This is a genomic window from Pseudarthrobacter siccitolerans (genome assembly GCF_030823375.1).
In the GTDB taxonomy this organism is placed as follows: Bacteria; Actinomycetota; Actinomycetes; order Actinomycetales; family Micrococcaceae; genus Arthrobacter; species Arthrobacter siccitolerans_A.
On the sequence record NZ_JAUSXB010000001.1, the window covers coordinates 1,445,862 to 1,464,444 of the forward strand.

Genomic DNA, 18,583 nt, shown 5'->3' on the forward strand with positions numbered 1-18,583 from the left:
GTGAAGCGGTTGTTGAGCGAGCCCAGGCCCGGGTGGAAGCAGAAGATCGAAGAACAGGGCCTGGTGTTCTCCACCACCACCATGGACGACGGACGCAGGATCGAATACTGGAACGAGTCCGCATACTACGAATTCACGATGGACGAGGTGGAGACCCTCGAGGTAACGGCCGAGGACATGCACAAAATGTGCCTGGAGGCGGCTCGTTTCCTCGCCACCGGGGCCATGGGCCACATCGGCATCGGCCCGCAGGCCCTGGAACTGGCTGCGCAATCCTTGCAGGCCGGGGATGTAGACGTGTACGGCCGGTTCGACTTCATCTACGACGGGCAGGGCGGCCCGGCCAAGATGCTCGAGTACAACGCGGACACCCCCACCGGGCTGATTGAGGCGGCCGTCGCCCAGTGGTTCTGGCTGCAGGACGTCTTCCCCGAGAAGGACCAGTGGAACGGCATCCACGAGGCATTGATCCGCCAGTGGAAGAAATTCCAGTTCCGCACCGGCATGAGCACACTCCACGTGGCGCACTCGGAAGTCGAGGAGTCCGGCGAGGACTGGATGACTGCCGGCTACATGCGGGACGTAGCCGGCCAGGCCGGGTGGACCACCATCGGCATCAACATGTCCGATATCGGCTGGGACCCCAACCTGAACCGCTTCGTGGACCTGGACAACTTCATGATCAGCACCATCTTCAAGCTGTACCCCTGGGAACTGATGATGAAGGAACCGTTCGGCCACCGCCTGCTCGAACGCGCCCACAACCCCCGCTGGGTGGAGCCGGCCTGGAAGATGCTGCTCTCCAACAAGGCACTCCTCGCCGCGTTATGGCACCTGTACCCGCAGCATCCCAACCTGCTCCCGGCGTACCTCAACGAACCGGGGCCGCTGAAGGAATGGGTGGCCAAACCGCTGCACGGCCGCGAAGGCGACAACATTCGAATCCACGCCCCGGGCATCAACCTCGAACAGCCCGGCGGGTACGGCCGCGAGGGCTGGTGCTACCAGCAGTACCATCCCCTGCCGGACTTCGACGGAAACCATCCCGTCCTTGGCCTGTGGGTGGTGGACGGCGAATCCGTGGGCTGCGGCATCCGCGAATCGGACGGCCCGGTCACCGACTACTTCTGCAGGTTCGTGCCCAAACACCATTGACGCTCCGGCCCCGCTCTCGGCCGCCAACTCCAGCAAGGCAGGTATCGCACTATGAGCCCCCTGACACTACCGGGCCCGGTGACCGTATGAGCGCAGAAACCACGACGGCGGGAGGCCCGGGCGGAGCGCCCGGCGCCGGCGTCCCGGCCAAGGGGCTCCGTGCCGGAATCCTGGACCTCGGCGACTCCGTCATGCTGGGCCTGGCCTCAACCGCGCCCGTCTATTCACTGGCCGCCACCCTGGGCCTGATCGTGGCGGTGAACGGGGACTACACTCCCCTGATCCTGCTGCTGGGCTTCATCCCCGTCCTGTTTATCGCCTACGCCTTCCGGGAACTGAACAGCGCCATCCCGGACTGCGGCACCACGTTCACCTGGTCCCGGCGGGCCTTCGGACCGTGGGCGGGCTGGCTGGGCGGCTGGGGTGTTGCGCTCGCCGGCATCATCGTCCTGGCCAACCTCGCCCAGGTGGCCGGCCAGTACCTGTGGCTGCTGGTAGGTGACGGTTCGCTGGCCGAAAACAAGGTGCTGGTGACCGCCACGGGCGTGGTGTTCATCGCGGTTATGACGCTGGTCAACTACCGCGGCATCCGCCTGGGCGAGCACGTGCAGCGGGTCCTCACCTACGTGCAGTACGTATCGCTGGGCATTTTTGCACTGGCCATCGTGGTCGGGATCATCCAGGGCTCCGCCGGCGGCGACACAACCATCCAGCCCTTCGATTTTGAGTGGTTCAACCCAGCCGGCGCCTTCGCGGATCCCGGCGCCGTGGTGCACGGTGCGCTGCTGGCGCTCTTTATCTACTGGGGCTGGGATACGTGCCTGGCGGTCAACGAAGAGACGGAGAACCCCTCCACTACTCCGGGCCGCGGTGCGGTGATCTCCGCGTTCGTCCTGGTGGCCATCTATGTCTCTGTTGCGCTCCTGGTGATGATGTACGCCAGCTTGGGCACCGAAGGGATCGGGCTGGGCAACGAGGCGAACCAGGACGATGTCTTCCTGGCCATGAAGGACGTGGTGCTGGGACCGTGGGGCTGGCTGATCGTCGTCGCGGTTTTGGCGTCGGTCCTCTCCTCCACCCAGACCACCATCCTGCCCACCGCCCGCGGCACCCTGTCCATGGGAGTCCACGGCGCCCTGCCCGCAAAGTTCGGCGAGGTGCACCCGAAGAACCAGACCCCCGGCTTCTCCACCCAGGTGATGGGCGGGGCGGCGATTGCCTACTACGTGGCCATGAGCTTCCTCAGCGAAAACCTGCTCTCGGACTCGATCAGCGCCATCAGCCTGTTCATTGCCTTCTACTACGCCCTCACCGGTTTCGCCTGCTTCTGGTTCTTCCGGGACACGCTGCGCCAGTCGGCGCGGAACCTGTGGTTCCGGGGCATCCTGCCGCTCGTGGGCGCGCTGCTGCTGACCGCCGCTTTCTTCATCTCCGCCGTGCAGATGTGGGACCCGGCGTACGGCGATACCCAGATCTTCGGCGTCGGCGGTGCCTTCATCAGCGGCGTCCTGCTCCTGGCGCTGGGCGTTGTGCTGGCCGTTGCCTGCCGGTTCCTGCCCTCCACCCGCGGCTACTTTGTGGGGAAGGCATGACACCGGACCCTTCCGACATACTCGCCCTTGATTCCCTGCTCACCTCTGAGGAACTGGCCCTCCGGCAGAGGGTCCGGGACTTCACGGACCAGCGCATCAGGCCGGACATCGCCCGCTGGTATGACGATGCCGTCTTTCCCCTGGAGCTCGCCCCGGAATTGGGTGAGCTCGGGGTGCTGGGAATGCACCTGAAGGGCTACGGCTGCCCAGGCAGATCCGCCGTCGAATACGGTCTCGCGGCGATGGAACTGGAGGCCGGAGACTCCGGCATCCGTACGTTCGTCGCGGTGCAGGGTTCGCTGGCCATGACCGCCATCCACACGTGGGGCACCGAGGAGCAGAAGCAGGAGTGGCTCCCCCGGATGGCTGCCGGGGAGGTCATTGGATGCTTCGCCCTGACCGAGCCGGCGGCCGGTTCCGATCCGTCCTCCATGACCACCTTCGCCCGTCGCGACGGCACGGGCGACGACGCCGGCTGGGTACTGAACGGGGCGAAGCGGTGGATCGGGCTGGCATCGGTGGCCGGGGTGATGGTGGTGTGGGCCATGACCGACGACGGCGTGCACGGCTTCCTGGTCCCGGCCGGCACCCCTGGCGTGACGGCCACACCCATCCAGCAGAAACTGTCCATGCGCGCGTCCATCCAGTGTGATGTGGTGTTCGACGAGGTCCGGCTGGGACCGGAGGCCCTGCTCCCCGCGGCGCGCGGGCTGCGCGGCCCGTTCACCTGCCTGAACGAAGCGCGGTACGGCATTGCCTGGGGCGCCATGGGTGCTGCCCGCGATTCCTACGAGGCAGCCCTGGCGTACTCGCAGGAGCGGCTCCAGTTCGGCAAGCCGCTGGCCGGTTACCAGCTGACCCAGGAAAAGCTGGTGAACATGCTGCTGGAGATCCAGAAGGGCACGCTGCTGGCGCTCCACCTGGGCCGGCTCAAGGACGCCGGCGCTCTGCGGCCGGAGCAGATCTCGCTGGGCAAGCTGAACAACGTGCGGGAAGCCATTCGCATCGCCCGTGAAGCCCGGTCCATTCTGGGTGGCAACGGGATCACCCTGGACTACTCGCCGCTGCGGCACGCCGCCAACCTGGAGTCCGTTCGTACTTACGAGGGCACGGACGAGGTCCATACCCTGGTCCTCGGCCAGCACATCACGGGCATCAACGCGTTCCGCTGACCCCCGCAATCCCAACTAGGTAGCGCTAAGTGTCGTTCTGGCGCCCCATAACGACACTTAGCGCTACCTAGTTGGGGTCAGGCCGAGAAGCCGCCGTCGGCCTTGATCAGCTGGCCGGAGACCCAGCGGCCCGCGGGCGAGAGCAGGAACGCCACCGTCCCTGCGACGTCGGCCGGAGTCCCGAGGCGGCCGGTGGGCTGCCGGGCCGTCAGGGCCGAGCGAACCGCGTCATCCATCCACCCGGTGTCCACCGGCCCGGGATTCAGGACATTGGCCGAGATTCCCATCGGACCCAGCTCCCGCGCGGCCGCGATGACGATTCTGTCCAGCGCCCCCTTGGAGGCGCCGTAGGGAAGGTTGAATGCTGTGTGGTCACTGGTCAACGCAACGATCGCTCCGCCGTCGTCCGTTGCCTGCCGGGCGAACGCGGCAATCAGCTGCCAGCTGGCCCGCGTATTGACGGCGAAATGCCGCTCAAAGGATTCCAGGCTGGTGTCTAAAACTCCCGAATCAACGGACTCCGCATGGCTGAGCACCAGACCCTGCAGCGGCCCGGCCACCCGGGCGGCTTCCGCCAGCAGCCGCTCGGCAGCAGACGGGTCCTCCAGGTCCGCGGGCAGTGTATGCACGCGGGCCCCGATCGCCTCCAGCTCGGCGGTCAGGCGCACGACGTCGTCCGGTTCGCTCCCCCAGGGCATCCGGGCGTCGTAGTCCTGCCAGTACGCCAGGACCAGGTCCCAGCCTTCAGCCGCCAGCTGCCGGGCGATCCCGGCGCCGATGGAGGCAAGCCGGCCGGCGCCGGTGATGAGGGCGACGCTGCGGGCTGGGGCTTCCGGTGGGGTTTCCATGGCCCCAGCCTAATGGCGCCCCTGCTGCCCGCAGGCTAGGTGGAGGCGCCGGCGGGAGCAGGTATCCGCGAGCCGGCATGCTTGCGGATGGTGGCACTGATGACCGCCGCGATGGTGCACATCGCCGCCGCCCCGAACCAGGCATACGTGTACTGGCCGGTCGAATCCCGGATGGCGCCGGCGGCCAGGGCGGCAGCGGCAGCCCCGAGCTGGTGGGCCGCGAACACCCAGCCGAACACCACGCTGCCGTCCGCACCGAAATGCTCCCGGCAGATCGCGGCCGTCGGCGGGACGGTAGCCACCCAGTCCAGGCCGTAAATCACCACAAAAACGATCATGCTCGGCTGCACTTCGGCGCTCAGGAGCAGGGGCAGCACCAGGAGGCCGATGCCCCGGAACTGGTAATAGACGGCCAGCAGGATGCGGGGATTGAAGCGGTCCGTCAGCCAGCCGGATGCGATGGTCCCCACGATGTCGAAGATCCCGACGACGGCAAGCAGGCCCGCTGCGGTGGTTTCGGTCATGCCGTGGTCGTGGGCGGAGGGGATGAAGTGGGTGCCGATCAGTCCGTTGGTGGTGGCGCCGCAGATTGCGAACCCGGCCACCAGGGCCCAGAAGGTCCGTACCCGGCTGGCCCGCCGAAGGACCTGCAGGGCACGCACCGCGGCGTTGCTCCGGCGGCCGGGCTCCACGGGAGGGACCTGCGGGACCGGAACTTGCGCGACGGGCGCCTGCGACGAGGCTTCCGCCGGCAACGTTTCCCCATAAGGCAGCACCCCGGCGTCGGCCGGAGAGTTCTTGAGGAACTTCAGCACGAGCGGGACCACAGCCAGGGCGCCCGCCGCAATGAGCAGTGAAGCCTGCCGCCAGCCCGGGTTCTGGGCCAGCATGGCAATGAAGGGGAGGAAGACCAGCTGGCCGGCTGCGCTTCCGGCCGTCAGGATGCCGATCACCAGGCCGCGGCTCTTGACGAACCAGGTATTGGTGATGGTGGCGGCGAACACCAGCGCCATGGACCCGGTCCCCAGCCCGATCAACAGGCCCCACGTCAGCAGGATCTGCCATGACTGGTTCACCAGCACAGTGAGGGCGCTGCCGGCACCGATCAGCACCAGCGCAGTGGCCGTGACCTTGCGGATGCCAAACCGCTCCATCAGGGCGGCGGCGAAGGGGGCCGTCAACCCGAACAGCACGAGGTTGATGCTGACGGCGGCAGACAACACGGTGGTGGACCAGCCGAACTCCTGTTGCAGCGGCACCATCAGGACACCGGGCGCGGCGCGGAAACCCGCGGCTCCCACCAGCGCGAGGAAGGCGACGGCGGCCACGATCCACGCAGGGTGCAGGCGCCGGCGCCGTTCCGGCGAGGGGACGACGGCGGCGGCTGCGCTGGCAGTTCCGTCAGCAAGGCCCGGGCTGGCTTCCGGGGCGGCGCCTGTGGCGGTTCCGGTTACGGTGTTGTCGGCGCTCACGCGGCTGTTCCCTTCGGGGATGTAGCGGTGGCGAGTGCCACCGGGGAGGCTGTCCTGGTCTGGCTGTGCCAGCTCGTGTTGGCCGCGGTCAGCCGTTCACCGCAGGCGGTGCACGTATCGGCGGAGCTGGTGCGCTGCCCGCAGCCGCGGTGGATCACATACATATGCGCCTGTTCGGACGGGGCCGGCAGGTGTTTCTCCGACCAGATGGTTACCGCGTTCAGCACCGGGAGGACGTCTTGGCCTTTTTCCGTCAGGACGTACTCACTCCTGGGGCGGCCGCCATCGTCGTACGCCCTTTTGGTCAACAGCCCCGACTCAACGAGACCTGCGAGGCGCTTGGTGAGCACGGAGTCCGCCACCTCCAGCCGGGACTTCATGGCGTCGAAGCGCCCGTTCCCAAAGAACACCTCCCGGAGCACCAGGATGGTCCAGGGGTCACCCAGGATGTCCAGGCCGCGCGCCAAGCTGCAGTTGCGCCGGGACCAGTCAGATCGAAGTGCCATACCGGCACCCTAGTTGACTTTCTTGAAGAAAGCCAGCGTTCCCCGGCTTAGGGGATGGACGAAAAAGCCTGTTCCAGGTCCGCTACCAGGTCCTCCACGTCCTCGATGCCGCAGGAGAGGCGGAGCAGGTTCACCGGAACAGCGAGCTCGGTGCCCTTGACGGACGCGTGGGTCATTTCCGACGGATAGTTCATCAGGGACTCGATGCCGCCCAGGGACTCGGCCAGGGTGAACACGGAGGTCGATTCGGCCACCTTCCGGGCAGCCGCTTCGCCGCCCTTGAACTGGACCGACACCATGCCGCCGAAGCCGCGCATCTGCTTCTTCGCGAGCTCGTGGCCGGGGTGGGACGGCAGCCCCGGGTACAGGACGGCCTCCACTTCGGGGCGCTCCAGCAGCCATTCCGCCACCGCCTGGCCGTTGAGGCTGTGCCGGTCCATCCGCACGCCCAGCGTTTTGAGGCCGCGGGTGGTGAGGAAGGCATCCATCGGACCGGAGACCGCGCCCACGGCAAACTGCACGAAGCCGATCTTCTCCGCAAGTTCGGCGTCCTTGACCACCACGGCGCCGCCCACCACGTCGGAATGCCCGCCGATGTATTTGGTGGTGGAGTGGACCACCACGTCGGCACCCAGGGCGAGCGGGTTCTGCAGGTAGGGGGACGCGAAGGTGTTGTCGACCACCAGCAGGGCGCCGGCGTCGTGGGCCACGGCGGCAAGGGCCTCGATGTCCGTGATCTTCATCAGCGGGTTGGACGGGGTCTCCACCCACACAAAGCGCGTCTTGTTCGCGGCGACGGCCTGCGCGACGGCGTCGAGGTCGGCCATGTCCACGGCGGTGTTGCCGATCCCCCACCCGCCCAGCACCCGGCTGATGAGCCGGTAGGTGCCGCCGTAGGCGTCGTTGCCCAGCACGATGTGGTCCCCGGGCCGGGTCAGCGCCCGGATGAGGGAGTCCTCCGCTGCCAGGCCGGAACTGAAGCTGTACGCGTGGGTTCCGCCTTCGAGTGCGGCGAGCTGTTCCTGCAGGGCGTCCCGCGTGGGGTTTCCGCCGCGGCCGTATTCATAGCCGTCGCGGAGCCCGCCGATGCCGTCCTGGGCGTAAGTGGTGGCGAAATGGAGGGGCGGGATTACAGCACCGGTGCGCGGCTCAAAGTCTTGGCCGGCGTGCACTGCGCGGGTGTTGAAACCTTGGTTCTGCGAGGCGGACATGATGCTCCTTCTTGTGCGTGACGGGGTTTCGACAGGCTCAACCACCGGATGGCTGGGCTCAACCCGGGACGGTCAGTTGCTGAGGTAGGCCAGGAGGTCGTGCCGGGTGAGGATGCCCACCGGCGCACCGACGAACGTGACCATCACGGTGTCCACGTCCGAGAGCAGTTCTCTGGCGGCCGAAATGGTTTCGAGGGAACCGATAACGGGCAGTTTGGGGCCCATATGCTCGGAGATCTTATCCGTCAGTTTGGCCTCACCTCGGAACAGCTTGGCGGTAAGGGTGCGCTCATCCACCGCTCCCAGCACCTCACCCATCACCACCGGGGGCTCCTGGGACAGGACCGGGATGTGGCTGACGCCGAACTCGTTCATGATGTTGATGACATCGCGGACGGATTCGTTGGGATGGATGTGCACCAGGTCCGGCAGTTCGCCGTTCTTGGATTTGATCACCTCGCCGACGGAGGTCTCCTCGCCGCCGGAGAGGAAGCCGTAGGAGCGCATCCACTGGTCATTGAAGATCTTGGCCAGGTAGCCGCGTCCGGAGTCGGGCAGGATGACGACGACGACGGCGCTCTCGGGCAGGTCCCGCGCCGCCTGCAGCGCGGCCACCACGGCCATGCCGGAGGATCCGCCCACCAGGAGGCCCTCCTCGCGGGCGAGGCGCCGGGTCATGGCGAAGGAATCGGCGTCGGTGACGGCGATGACCTGGTCCGGGACGGACTTGTCGTAGTTCCCCGGCCACATGTCCTCCCCCACGCCCTCCACGAAGTACGGGCGGCCGGTGCCGCCGGAGTAGACCGAACCTTCCGGGTCCGCGCCGATGATCCGGACCAGCCCGCCGTCGGACTCCGGCCTGTCAGCCGAAACCTCCTTGAGGTACCGGCCAGTGCCGGTGATGGTGCCGCCGGTGCCCGCGCCGATCACACAGTGGGTAACCCTGCCGTCGGTATCGCGCCAGATCTCCGGGCCGGTGGTCAGGTAGTGGCTGCCCGGCGCTGCGGGGTTGGAGAACTGGTCCGGTTTGTACGCGCCGGGCGTTTCGCGCACCAGCCGGTCCGAGACGCCGTAGTAGCTCTGCGGGCTGTCCGGCGGTACGGAAGTAGGTGTCACCACAACCTCCGCACCGTACGCCTGCAGGACGGCCCGCTTGTCCTCGCCAACCTTGTCCGGCACCACGAAGATGCACTTGTAGCCCTTCTGCTGGGCCACCAGCGCCAGGCCAACGCCGGTGTTGCCTGAGGTGGGCTCGATGATGGTGCCGCCGGGCTGCAGCTTGCCGTCCCGCTCGGCATCCTCGATCATTTTGGCCGCGATGCGGTCCTTGATGGATCCGCCCGGATTCACGTACTCCAGTTTCACCAGGACAGTGGCTTTGACGCCTTCCGTCACGTGGTTGAGCTTGATGAGCGGGGTATTGCCGATGAGGTCCAGGACGGACTGGGCGTACTTCATAGGTACAAAGTTACCGCCTACTACTCGCGTGCCTGCCCCGTCTGTTCCGGAGCAAGATTTTCCCACAGCCCCATCACGTTGCCCTCGCTGTCCTTGAAGTACGCAAAGGAGCCCATCCCTGGAATGGTTTCCTTGGGTTTGACCACGGCACCGCCCAACGACGCAACGGTCTGGAGCGTTGCGTCGATGTCTTCCACGTCCACGGTGATGACCGGGTTCTTGAGGTCTGCCTCCCTGGCCATCATGCCGCCGTTGATGGCGCCCGGTTCAGTGGGACGGCCGGTCTCATCCATCGCTGTGGTGACCACCATGTTGTAGTCCATGCCGGGGACGGGGTCGATCCGCCAGCCCAGGGCCTCCTGATAGAACTTCCTGGCCCGTTCCTGATCGTCCGCGGGGATTTCGAAGTGGACCACTCCGCCCATTGCGCTCACCTGGCTCTCTGAGGTCATGGCGCGGCCTTTCCGCGCCACATGGTGGAGTCTAGTCCTGGCGGGAACACTGGATAAGGGTGTTTTTTCATACTGACCCGAGCACCTCCGGGTAACGTTGTCGGCCCCGCGTGGGACGATGGAAGACATGACGATCGCAGAGGCACCCGCGCGGCTGGCGGCCGCCGCAGATGCCTCAATCCGCTGGTATCCGGGCGGCCCGTATGACCTTGCCCGCACCCTGGGCCCGCTCCTGCGGGGCAACAGCGACCCGTCCTTCAGCGTCCAGGGCGGCGTCATCTGGAGTGCCTTCACCACGGCCGCCGGGCCGGCCACCCTGCGCCTCAGTCCTGCAGGCAGCGCGGACCCCGAGTTCCGGGTGGACGTCCAGGCGTGGGGCCCGGGAGCCGGCGCTGCCATCGGCTCAGTCCCCCGGCTCCTGGGCGCGGATGACGACTGGCAGGAGTTTGACCACCCGGTCTTCCATGCCACACTCCCCCACATGGTCCGGGAGGCCCGACGGCGAAGCCTGGCCCTCCGGCTCCCATCCAGCGGGCGGATGATCGACCAGCTCGTGCCGATCATCCTCGAGCAGAAAGTGACGGTGATCGAGGCCCGCCGGGCCTACCGCTACCTGGTGCACCGCTACGGCTCCCCCGCACCGCAGGCGGGAATATTGGCTCCCGCTGGCCTGATGCTCCCGCCCACGGCGGCGCAATGGCTGCAGATCCCCAGCTGGGAGTGGCACAAGGCCGGCGTGGGGCCGCAGCGCTCGGCCACCGTCATGCGCGCGCTGCGGTCCGCCGCCGCGCTTGAACGCCTGGCCTCCCTGCCGTCCGTCGAGGCCGCAGCGAAGATGCAGACCATCCCGGGCATCGGCATCTGGACCGCCGCGGAAGTGGTGCAGCGCACCCACGGCTGCCCGGACTCGATCTCCGTGGGCGACTACCACCTCGCCGCCTACATCGGCGCAGCGCTGACCGGCCGCCGGACGGACGACGCCGGCATGCTCAGGCTGATGGAGCCGTGGATCGGGCACCGCCAGCGCGTGGTCCGGATGATCCAAAGCACCGGCTTCCGCAAACCCACCTTCGGCCCGCGGATGACCATCCAGGACCACCGCCGGCACTGAACCCGCCACCAAGCCCAACGTCAGCCTCGGTCCTGCCCAAACCAAACTACGACTGCCCGCGCTCTCCGTGAGTCGCTTCGCGGCTGTCGTTTTGCAGGAGGGCGAGCACGGCAGCCACCCTGCGGTGCACGCCAGTGGCAGGAAGGTGCAGCTTGGTGAAGATGGCGTTGACATGCTTCTCCACAGTGGATGAGGAGAGGTACAGGGATTGCTCTATGCCGGCATTGGTCCTCCCCTGTGCCATCTCGCGCAGCACGTCCAGCTCCCGGGGAGACAAGTCGGCGAGCGGGTTCGGTGCTCCCGCGCTACGGCGGCGCACCAGGGTGTCGACGATTTGCGGGTCGATGACTGAACCGCCGGCGCGCACCTCGCGGAGGGCATGAACCAGGTCCTCAAGATCTCCGACCCGGTCCTTCAGCAGGTAGCCAAGGCCGGCCGACCCGTCGGCGAACAGCGCGAGCGCGTAACTCTCGTCTGCATGCTGTGAAAGCACGACCACGCCGGTGTCCGGGTGCACAGCCCGAATGGTACGGGCCGCCTCGATGCCCTCCATATGGTGGCCGGGCGGCATCCGGATGTCGGTAAGGACCGCATCCGGGGAGAAACGGCGGACGGCATCAAGGAGTTCTGTTGCGTTGCCTGTGCAGGAGACAACGTCGATCTCGCCCGAGTCCTCCAGCAGACGGCGGATCCCCTCGCGGACCAGGTAATTGTCCTCGGCGATCACCACCCGCAGCACACCCGGCTCATCCATGGCGGAGTCCCTCGCGCTCGAGAGGAAGGTCCACCAAGACCGTGGTACCGGACGGCTGGTTGCCCGTGACGTCCACCGTTCCCCGCAGGGCAGCCACCCGGTCACGGATATTCGCCAGGCCGCCGTGAGTTGCCGGCAGCAGCACATCAATCCCGCAACCATCATCCTTAATCGCGATTGTCAGATGCCCGTCCTTCCGGACGAGCCCCACCGATGCCCGCGCCGCGTTCGCGTGCTTCGCAGTGTTGGCCAGCGCCTCACGCACCACGTAGTACGCCGTCGTCTCCACCTCCTCCGCGAAACGCTCCGCGCGCAGGCCGGCATCAGCGTCCACCGCCAGCGGGATGGGGAACCGCGCCACACTCGACTCAATTGCTGCCACCAGTCCGTTGTCACTCAACACCGGCGGGTGGATGCCGTGGGCGAGTTCCCGCAGATCGGTAAGTGTTTCCCGCGCCTGGTCCTGCAGGGACACCAGCTCCCCCGCCGTCAGCTCGCCGCGCATCAGCCGGTTCCGGGCGAGGCGGAGCCCGGCGATCTGTGCCACCACATTCTGCTGGATCCCATCGTGCAGGTCCCGCTCCAGGCGCTTCCGCTCACCGTCCTGTGCGGCCAGGAGGCGCTCCCTTGATGCAGTCAGGTCATCGAGCTGCCGGGCGAGCTGGGCGCTAAGCCTGACGTTGGCGACGAATGCCGCCGCCTGGCTCGCGACGGTATTGAGCAGCACGCGCTCCGCTTCGCTGTAGTTCCCACCACGGCGCGGGCCGACGTCAATCCGCCCCAGTTTCTCATCAGCCCGCTTGAGCTCACAGGAAGCGGCCGCCGCTCCTTGCCCACTGCCCGCCAAGCCGGTCGGTTCCGGCTCGAAGCCGGAACCGGGCCCGGCAAGGAAGATCCGTACCCAGGTGGCATCGAGGCCATCCCGTACGGCTGCAGCCAGCCGGGTAAGCAGATCGCCGGGCTCCACGGACTGCTCCAACCGGGAACCCAGCTCACTGAGCAGCATGAGTTGGCGGTCCCGGTCGCCAAAAACGGAGCGCTGGATCCACTGCTGCAGCCAGCCGCGCACGGGCAGCAGGCAGACGGCGAGCACTATCGTGAGGAGGACTGCCCCCACGGGACTCAGGGTGTCTGCGAGCAGCACCGCGGGCGTGGCCGCGGCGATCCCGTACAGCACAACAATCAGGAGGCTGGAGGAGCGTGCCGCCAGCCGCCCACGGTCAACCGCGGCAATGTCAAAGGCGCCATAACGGAGGATGCCGTGAATGGCCGCGATCGGGATCGTAATGAGCGAAATGAACACGGCTGCCGTGATGAACGGGTTGGAAGGCCAGTACAGAAACATTCCATAGCTGAGCACCGTGGCAATCACTACCCACGTCATGATCCGGGTTCGGGCACGAACGCCCTCATCCCCGAAGACGGCCCGGCTCAGGAGCACGCCGACCCCGAAGAACACGGAGGGCCACTGGAAGGCGACCCAATACACCGCGGGGGCGGCCCAACCGAGCCAGGGCACTGCAATCGGGTTGGGAATCGCGTCGCTGATCTCAAGGAACTGCGGCACGAGGATATGCGGGTTGGTCAGCAGCGAGAGGGGCGTCACTGCCACAGGAACCCACAGGAGGCCGACGGAGATGCGCTGCCACCGCCGTTCCGGAACACCTGTTGGAAAAGTCGCGAACATGCTGACCAGGCCTGCACCCGCCACCGCATCCCCCATCAGCCCTATCAGATTCACGACCGGGAACCAAGGCTCCCCGGTGAGCCCGTTGTTCTGGCTCGCGAATGCTTCGTAGGCCGAGCCAACCGCCATGCCCGTTACGGCGGCGGCGACGAAGATCGCGGACCGGGACGATGACACCGTGAGCAGCCACATTCCGAAGACGAACATCGGCAGCACTCCGAGCAGCGGCCAGCTGAGCCCGTGACCGCCCGATTCGACGAACCCGCGAATGATCACGACGTAGAGCAGCGCAGCCGCCCCGATCAGGGCAAGCGCACCAACTAATCCCCATCTGCGGAGCACAGTCCTAATGATCCGCCTCAGGCGCGCTTCCCGGGAGGGGGTGCCTACCAAACCCCCATGGTGGTTGGCCTCCATCTACCCTGGGGCCATCCGCGTTCCAGGGAACTCCTTCCGCGCCTAGCGTCATACCCACAGCGGATGCCACTGACGGTGGCCGCTCGAACAGGAGGAGGACGTCATGCGCAGAACCTACTCGGTCATCGCCTGGATCATCGCCGGCGGCGTCGTGGTGCAGGCCGCTTCGATCGCCTTCGGCTTCGGCGGGATGGTCCGGTTTGTACAGGACGGCGGCGTGGTCGACAAGGCCCTCATCGAGAGTCAACAGGCGACATTCACGGGTGATCTTGGCTTCCCGATCCACGCCATGGTCGGCGGGATGGTCATCCCGATCGCCGCCCTCGCGCTGCTCATCATCTCGTTCTTCGTGAAGGTGCGGGGAGTACGCCTCGGGGCGGCCATAGTGTTCGGCCTGGTGGCGTTGCAGATCACCCTCGGTTACTCCATCACCGATATGCCCTACCTCGGCCTGATCCACGGTGCAAATGCCCTCGCCGTGCTGCTTACCGCCGTCAACGCGGCGCTGCGCGTGAGGCGTTCCGCCATGGTGGGCCCTGCGGTACCCGCCGCCGATGTCACCGCGCCCTGACCTGGTCCGGCGCCTGGCAGCAGGCATCGCGGTAGCCAGCGTCGTTGGCCTCGGCGCCCTCTGGTGGAGTTCGACCCTCCTGGGCGAGTACTCGGTGATGGCTATGGGCAGCGGGAACGCCGCCCATGTCCACGATTCAGGCTCAGTTGGCCAGGCGGGTGCCGTCAGCGTCAGTGCGCTGGCCGCGGACCCGCTCCGGTCTCCTGACGTTCGCGTCGAGCTCGTCGCGCGCCAGGGGACGGTCGATATTCCCGGGGGGCGCCCGTTCATGGGCTACACCGTGAACGGCACCTCCCCAGGGCCCACAATCCGCGCCCGGCAGGGAGACCTCGTGGAGGCGGTGTTCGTCAACGAGTCGGTGGAGGCCGGCGCTACCCTGCACTGGCATGGCGTTGACGTGCCCAACGCGGCGGACGGTGTCGCTGGGGTCACCCAGGACGCAGTTCCTGCCGGAGGCCGCCACGTTTACCGGTTCGTCGCGAAGGACGCCGGCACCTACTGGTATCACTCTCACCAGATGTCGCATGAGCAGGTTGAAGGCGGCCTGTTTGGTGCAGTCGTCATCGAGCCCGTCCACCGGCCGGCAAACGGAGGCGACATCGACGCCGTCGCACTGCTGCACATTTACGGCGGCCAGCATACCCTCAACGGGGGTTTGCAGGATGAACATCTGCCGGCGGGAGCGGGCTCCACGGTGCGGGTGCGTGTCATCAATACCGACCAGGGCACAGCGGCAGTCTGGTCAGCCGCTCCCTTCCGTGTGGCGGCCACCGACGGGCACGAGGTGAACGGTCCAGCCGTCGTCGAGAGTCGGACGCTGCTCATCCCCGCGGGCGGCCGGGCAGACGTCACCATGCAGGCCCCGGCTGCTGGCTCGGTGCGCCTTCAGGTAGGCGGTGCCCGGAGTGTCACCATCGGTGATCCGGCTGCCATGGCTCCGCCCTCACGCCAGCCCGGCGGGACCGTCGACCTGCTGGCGTATGGAGCCCCAGCATCGCCTGCATTCGACGCCCGGCAGCCGGACCGCACCTTCGACTACGTAATCGGGCGCAGTTTTGGCCTCATCGATGGCCGCCCCGGCAACTTCTGGACGATCAACGGCCAGCTCTTCCCGAACGTGCCGATGTTCCATGTGCGCGAGGGGGACATGGTCCTGATGCGCATCAAAAACGACACATCCGAAGTGCATCCGATGCACCTGCACGGCCACCACGCCGTTATCCTCTCGCGCGACGGCCAATTGGCGTCGGGGAGCCCCTGGTGGGTCGATTCGCTGGATGTCCACCCCGGCCAGTCCTACGAGATAGCCTTCCTCGCCGACAACCCGGGGATCTGGAGCGACCACTGCCACACCCTGGCACACGCCGTCGACGGCCTCGTAGCGCACCTCATGTACGAAGGCGTCACCACACCGTTCACCATCAACGGCGCGCGGGGCAATCAGCCCGAGTAGGGCGCAACGCGGGGTCGCAGCCCCAGCCGGGCCACCGCCTCTTCGCGCATCTCCACCTTCCGGACCTTCCCGGAGACGGTCATCGGGAAGCTTTCCCGCACATCCACGTAGCGGGGAATTTTGTAGTGGGCCAGCTTGCCCCGGCAGAAGGCGGCAACATCGGAAGCATCCAGCGGTCCGGCCCCGGGCTTGAGGATGATGCAAGCCATGAGCTCCTCCCCGTACTTGGTGTCAGGCACCCCGATGACCTGCACATCCTGGATGTCCGGGTGGGTGTAAAGGAACTCCTCGATTTCGCGCGGATAGATGTTCTCGCCGCCCCTGATCACCATGTCCTTGATCCTGCCCTCAATGACCACGTAGCCGTCGTCGTCCATCCGGGCAAGGTCGCCGGTGTGCATCCAGCCGTCGGCGTCGATGGCCTCGGCGGTTTTGTCCGTCTGGTTCCAGTACCCTTCCATCACGGCGTAGCCGCGGGTGCACAGCTCCCCGATCTGCCCGCGTTCCAGGACGTCGCCGGAGCCCGGATCAACGATCTTGCTTTCCAGGTGCGGCATGGTGCGTCCCACGGTTTCCGTCCGCTGCTCCAGGGTGTCGCCGTCCCGGGTCATCGTGGACACCGGCGAAGTTTCGGTCATCCCGTAGCAAATGGCAACATCGCGCATGTTCATCTCCGAGATGACCCGGTTCATCACCTCGATGGGGCACAGCGAGCCGGCCATCACCCCGGTGCGGAGCGTGGACAGGTCGTAGGAGGCAAAGTCCGGCAGCGCGAGTTCGGCGATGAACATGGTGGGCACCCCGTACAGCGACGTGCCGCCGAAGTCCTGCACCGCCTCAAGCGCGGCAGACGGATTGAAGCCGCGGCCCGGGATGATGGTGGCCGCGCCATGGCTCAGCGCATTCAGGTTGCCAATCACCATGCCGAAGCAGTGATAAAACGGCACCGGGATCACCACCCGGTCGTGTTCGGTGTACCCCAGCAGCTCCCCTATCGAGAAGCCGTTGTTCAGGATGTTGTGGTGGGTAAGGGTGGCCCCCTTGGGAAAGCCCGTGGTCCCGGAGGTGTACTGCAGGTTGATGGGATCGTGCGGGTTGAGTTCAGCCATGCGTGCCTTCAGGGCGGCATGTCCGACGCCGTCCGCCCGCCTCAGCAGCTCAGCGTAAGTAAGCTCCGCGTCGCTGAGCGGGACGGCGCCGTCGGACCCGTCCCCGCCGGTCCCCTCCCAGCTGGAACCTTTCCCGCCGGGCAAGGGAAGGAACACGAGCTCACGCAGGTCGGGGCATTCGGCGAGCGCCTTGCGTGCCATGCCCACATAGTCACTGTTCTGGTCCGCGGGCGCCGTGACCAGCATCCGCATGCCGTTCTGCTTCACTACGAACTCCAGTTCGTGGCTGCGGTAGGAGGGATTGACGTTGACCAGGATCGCGCCCACCTTGGCCGTTGCGTACTGGAGCAGCGTCCACTCGGCGCAGTTCGGGCTCCAGATCCCCACCCTTTCCCCTTTGGCGACGCCCAGGGCGAGCAGCGCGCGTGCCAGCCGGTCCACGTCGTCGTTCATTTTGGTGTAGCTCCACCGCCTGGCGTCAGCGCCGGGCACCGGGGCCGCCTCGATCAGTGCGTCGTGGAGCGGGAACCTGGCCACCATCTGTTCGAAGTTCCCGCCGATGGTCTCCTCGAGCAACGGGACGTCAGTGTCCCCGGCTGTGTAAGCGCGCATGAGGGCACGCTACCAAGCGCCTCCCGGCAATAAAAGCATTTGGGCTGCGCAACAGTGGGATGGCCGGCGTAAACAGGAGCGGGGCCGCAGGCGGTGGCCGGTATTGTGAAAACCATGAGTTCTCCCATTGACCTGCAGGCAACGTTCATCCCCAACGACGGCGAGTTTTACCGTGTAAAGCTGGCCCTGGAAATCGCCATTGACGAGGTGGTGAACGAACCCGGCTGCATCCGTTACGAGCTGACGGAAGCCACCGAGGACAAGCTGGTCCTGACCGAGCAGTGGGCTTCGGAAGAAGACCTGGCGAAGCACTCCAAAGGCATCGCCGTCCAGGACCTGAACGAGTCCCTGAGCGCCCTGCTGGCCGAACCCGTCCAGCTGGAACGCCTCTAACACCCCTCACCTCGTTAACGCGGAAGCGGCGCCCTCCTGATGGAGGGCGCCGCTTCGAAGTTTAAGGAAAGGGTGTTGGGATCATGCTTCGGGAATCTGGGTGCCGTCCTGGCGGCCGGGCGCGGCCGCAGCGGCTTCCTCCCGCTGGCGTGCCACGTGGGCGTGGACCTCTTCCATGTCCAGGGCCTTCACGGCGTCAACCACCTGTTCCAGCTGCTGGGCGTTCAGGGCGCCGGGCTGAGAGAACACCAGCACCTTTTCGCGGAAGGCCATGAGCGTGGGAATGGACGAGATGCCGGCCTCAGCTGCGAGCTGCTGCTCAGCCTCCGTGTCCACCTTGGTGAAGAGGACATCCGGGTGCTTCTCGGAAACGGCCGAGTATGTGGGGCCGAACTGCTTGCAGGGGCCGCACCATTCTGCCCAGAAATCCACCAGGACAATGTCATTGCCCTCAATGGTTGATGCGAACTGTTCGCCGGTGATGTCAAGGGTAGCCATGTTTCAACGGTACGCTCGGCGGCGCGGGATGTCGCGGCAGGAGCCCCCTGTTCGCTTCCCGCGTCATCGGGAATAACCCGGCGACGTCATGTACAGCAGCTCCGCAAAGCCT

The 18,583-nt window shown here is 66.5% G+C and carries 16 protein-coding genes and 1 pseudogene; 7 read left to right on the forward strand and 10 right to left on the reverse strand.

Translation table 11 applies throughout. The annotated features are described in order from the left end of the window. The 3 genes and pseudogenes from QFZ36_RS06835 to QFZ36_RS06845 all read left to right on the forward strand — a co-directional run bounded on the left by QFZ36_RS06835 (position 1) and on the right by QFZ36_RS06845 (position 3,919). Positions 1-1,210 (forward strand): annotated as a pseudogene (locus tag QFZ36_RS06835) (glutathionylspermidine synthase family protein). A 31-nt stretch (positions 1,211-1,241) separates the two neighbouring features. Then, on the forward strand, positions 1,242-2,747 hold the full coding sequence (locus QFZ36_RS06840; RefSeq protein ID WP_306634951.1) for an APC family permease: 1,506 nt from the start codon (positions 1,242-1,244) through the stop codon (positions 2,745-2,747). After that, positions 2,744-3,919, forward strand: a complete 1,176-nt coding sequence (locus QFZ36_RS06845) for an acyl-CoA dehydrogenase family protein (protein ID WP_306634954.1) — start codon at positions 2,744-2,746, stop codon at positions 3,917-3,919. Before QFZ36_RS06840 ends, QFZ36_RS06845 begins: the two co-directional genes overlap by 4 nt. 77 nt (positions 3,920-3,996) lie before the next feature. Here the strand turns inward: QFZ36_RS06845 and QFZ36_RS06850 are convergent, their stop codons facing one another. The 6 genes from QFZ36_RS06850 to QFZ36_RS06875 form a co-directional block, all read right to left on the reverse strand. After that, positions 3,997-4,767, reverse strand: coding sequence for an SDR family oxidoreductase (locus QFZ36_RS06850; protein ID WP_306634958.1), 771 nt, complete (start codon positions 4,765-4,767; stop codon positions 3,997-3,999). Positions 4,768-4,802: 35 nt separating this feature from the next. Next, the gene (locus QFZ36_RS06855; RefSeq protein WP_306639127.1) at positions 4,803-6,113 is read right to left on the reverse strand and encodes an MFS transporter; all 1,311 of its coding nucleotides are present in this window, start codon (positions 6,111-6,113) and stop codon (positions 4,803-4,805) included. 122 nt (positions 6,114-6,235) lie between these two features. Then, positions 6,236-6,745 (reverse strand): winged helix-turn-helix transcriptional regulator, encoded by a 510-nt coding sequence (locus QFZ36_RS06860; RefSeq protein ID WP_306634961.1) that lies wholly within the window; start codon positions 6,743-6,745, stop codon positions 6,236-6,238. A gap of 47 nt (positions 6,746-6,792) precedes the next feature. Beyond that, a complete protein-coding gene (locus QFZ36_RS06865; protein WP_306634963.1) occupies positions 6,793-7,956 on the reverse strand; it encodes a cystathionine gamma-synthase in 1,164 nt (387 codons plus the stop codon). Between the two features lie 72 nt (positions 7,957-8,028). Continuing rightward, the gene (locus tag QFZ36_RS06870; RefSeq protein ID WP_306634965.1) at positions 8,029-9,414 is read right to left on the reverse strand and encodes a cystathionine beta-synthase; all 1,386 of its coding nucleotides are present in this window, start codon (positions 9,412-9,414) and stop codon (positions 8,029-8,031) included. 20 nt (positions 9,415-9,434) lie between these two features. Beyond that, a complete protein-coding gene (locus tag QFZ36_RS06875) occupies positions 9,435-9,839 on the reverse strand; it encodes a VOC family protein (protein ID WP_306639128.1) in 405 nt (134 codons plus the stop codon). A gap of 154 nt (positions 9,840-9,993) precedes the next feature. Between QFZ36_RS06875 and QFZ36_RS06880 the strand changes: the two genes are divergently transcribed. Then, entirely contained in the window at positions 9,994-10,977 is a 984-nt protein-coding gene (locus QFZ36_RS06880) for a DNA-3-methyladenine glycosylase family protein (RefSeq protein ID WP_306634967.1), read from the forward strand. Between the two features lie 46 nt (positions 10,978-11,023). On the opposite strand, the gene QFZ36_RS06885 is transcribed toward QFZ36_RS06880, so the two are convergent. Further along, a complete protein-coding gene (locus QFZ36_RS06885; RefSeq protein WP_306634968.1) occupies positions 11,024-11,731 on the reverse strand; it encodes a response regulator transcription factor in 708 nt (235 codons plus the stop codon). Next, positions 11,724-13,760, reverse strand: coding sequence for a sensor histidine kinase (locus QFZ36_RS06890; RefSeq protein WP_306634970.1), 2,037 nt, complete (start codon positions 13,758-13,760; stop codon positions 11,724-11,726). Before QFZ36_RS06890 ends, QFZ36_RS06885 begins: the two co-directional genes overlap by 8 nt. A gap of 178 nt (positions 13,761-13,938) precedes the next feature. Here QFZ36_RS06890 and QFZ36_RS06895 point away from each other — a divergent pair, with 178 nt between their 5' ends. Next, on the forward strand, positions 13,939-14,406 hold the full coding sequence (locus QFZ36_RS06895; RefSeq protein ID WP_306634973.1) for a hypothetical protein: 468 nt from the start codon (positions 13,939-13,941) through the stop codon (positions 14,404-14,406). Further along, a complete protein-coding gene (locus QFZ36_RS06900) occupies positions 14,390-15,859 on the forward strand; it encodes a multicopper oxidase family protein (protein WP_306634975.1) in 1,470 nt (489 codons plus the stop codon). The genes QFZ36_RS06895 and QFZ36_RS06900 overlap by 17 nt, the downstream gene beginning before the upstream one ends. On the opposite strand, the gene QFZ36_RS06905 is transcribed toward QFZ36_RS06900, so the two are convergent. After that, positions 15,847-17,580: an AMP-binding protein gene (locus QFZ36_RS06905; RefSeq protein ID WP_306634976.1), complete on the reverse strand. Its 1,734-nt coding sequence runs from the start codon at positions 17,578-17,580 to the stop codon at positions 15,847-15,849. The genes QFZ36_RS06900 and QFZ36_RS06905 overlap by 13 nt on opposite strands. Before the next feature lie 114 nt (positions 17,581-17,694). On the opposite strand from QFZ36_RS06905, the gene QFZ36_RS06910 reads away from it, so the two are divergent. Next, positions 17,695-17,973 (forward strand): putative quinol monooxygenase, encoded by a 279-nt coding sequence (locus QFZ36_RS06910; RefSeq protein WP_306634977.1) that lies wholly within the window; start codon positions 17,695-17,697, stop codon positions 17,971-17,973. Between the two features lie 81 nt (positions 17,974-18,054). Here QFZ36_RS06910 and QFZ36_RS06915 read toward each other — a convergent pair whose 3' ends face one another. Beyond that, a complete protein-coding gene (locus QFZ36_RS06915) occupies positions 18,055-18,471 on the reverse strand; it encodes a thioredoxin family protein (RefSeq protein WP_306634978.1) in 417 nt (138 codons plus the stop codon). Positions 18,472-18,583: the final 112 nt, after the last annotated feature.

What these genes read in the sequence shown, in the direction of transcription:
- QFZ36_RS06840 (WP_306634951.1), top strand. Translation starts at nt 1,242, where the DNA reads ATGAGCGCAGAAACCACGACGGCGGGAGGCCCGGGCGGAGCGCCCGGC.
- QFZ36_RS06845 (WP_306634954.1), top strand. Translation starts at nt 2,744, where the DNA reads ATGACACCGGACCCTTCCGACATACTCGCCCTTGATTCCCTGCTCACC.
- QFZ36_RS06850 (WP_306634958.1), bottom strand. Translation starts at nt 4,767, where the DNA reads ATGGAAACCCCACCGGAAGCCCCAGCCCGCAGCGTCGCCCTCATCACC.
- QFZ36_RS06860 (WP_306634961.1), bottom strand. Translation starts at nt 6,745, where the DNA reads ATGGCACTTCGATCTGACTGGTCCCGGCGCAACTGCAGCTTGGCGCGC.
- QFZ36_RS06865 (WP_306634963.1), bottom strand. Translation starts at nt 7,956, where the DNA reads ATGTCCGCCTCGCAGAACCAAGGTTTCAACACCCGCGCAGTGCACGCC.
- QFZ36_RS06870 (WP_306634965.1), bottom strand. Translation starts at nt 9,414, where the DNA reads ATGAAGTACGCCCAGTCCGTCCTGGACCTCATCGGCAATACCCCGCTC.
- QFZ36_RS06875 (WP_306639128.1), bottom strand. Translation starts at nt 9,839, where the DNA reads ATGGGCGGAGTGGTCCACTTCGAAATCCCCGCGGACGATCAGGAACGG.
- QFZ36_RS06880 (WP_306634967.1), top strand. Translation starts at nt 9,994, where the DNA reads ATGACGATCGCAGAGGCACCCGCGCGGCTGGCGGCCGCCGCAGATGCC.
- QFZ36_RS06885 (WP_306634968.1), bottom strand. Translation starts at nt 11,731, where the DNA reads ATGGATGAGCCGGGTGTGCTGCGGGTGGTGATCGCCGAGGACAATTAC.
- QFZ36_RS06895 (WP_306634973.1), top strand. Translation starts at nt 13,939, where the DNA reads ATGCGCAGAACCTACTCGGTCATCGCCTGGATCATCGCCGGCGGCGTC.
- QFZ36_RS06900 (WP_306634975.1), top strand. Translation starts at nt 14,390, where the DNA reads ATGTCACCGCGCCCTGACCTGGTCCGGCGCCTGGCAGCAGGCATCGCG.
- QFZ36_RS06905 (WP_306634976.1), bottom strand. Translation starts at nt 17,580, where the DNA reads ATGCGCGCTTACACAGCCGGGGACACTGACGTCCCGTTGCTCGAGGAG.
- QFZ36_RS06910 (WP_306634977.1), top strand. Translation starts at nt 17,695, where the DNA reads ATGAGTTCTCCCATTGACCTGCAGGCAACGTTCATCCCCAACGACGGC.
- QFZ36_RS06915 (WP_306634978.1), bottom strand. Translation starts at nt 18,471, where the DNA reads ATGGCTACCCTTGACATCACCGGCGAACAGTTCGCATCAACCATTGAG.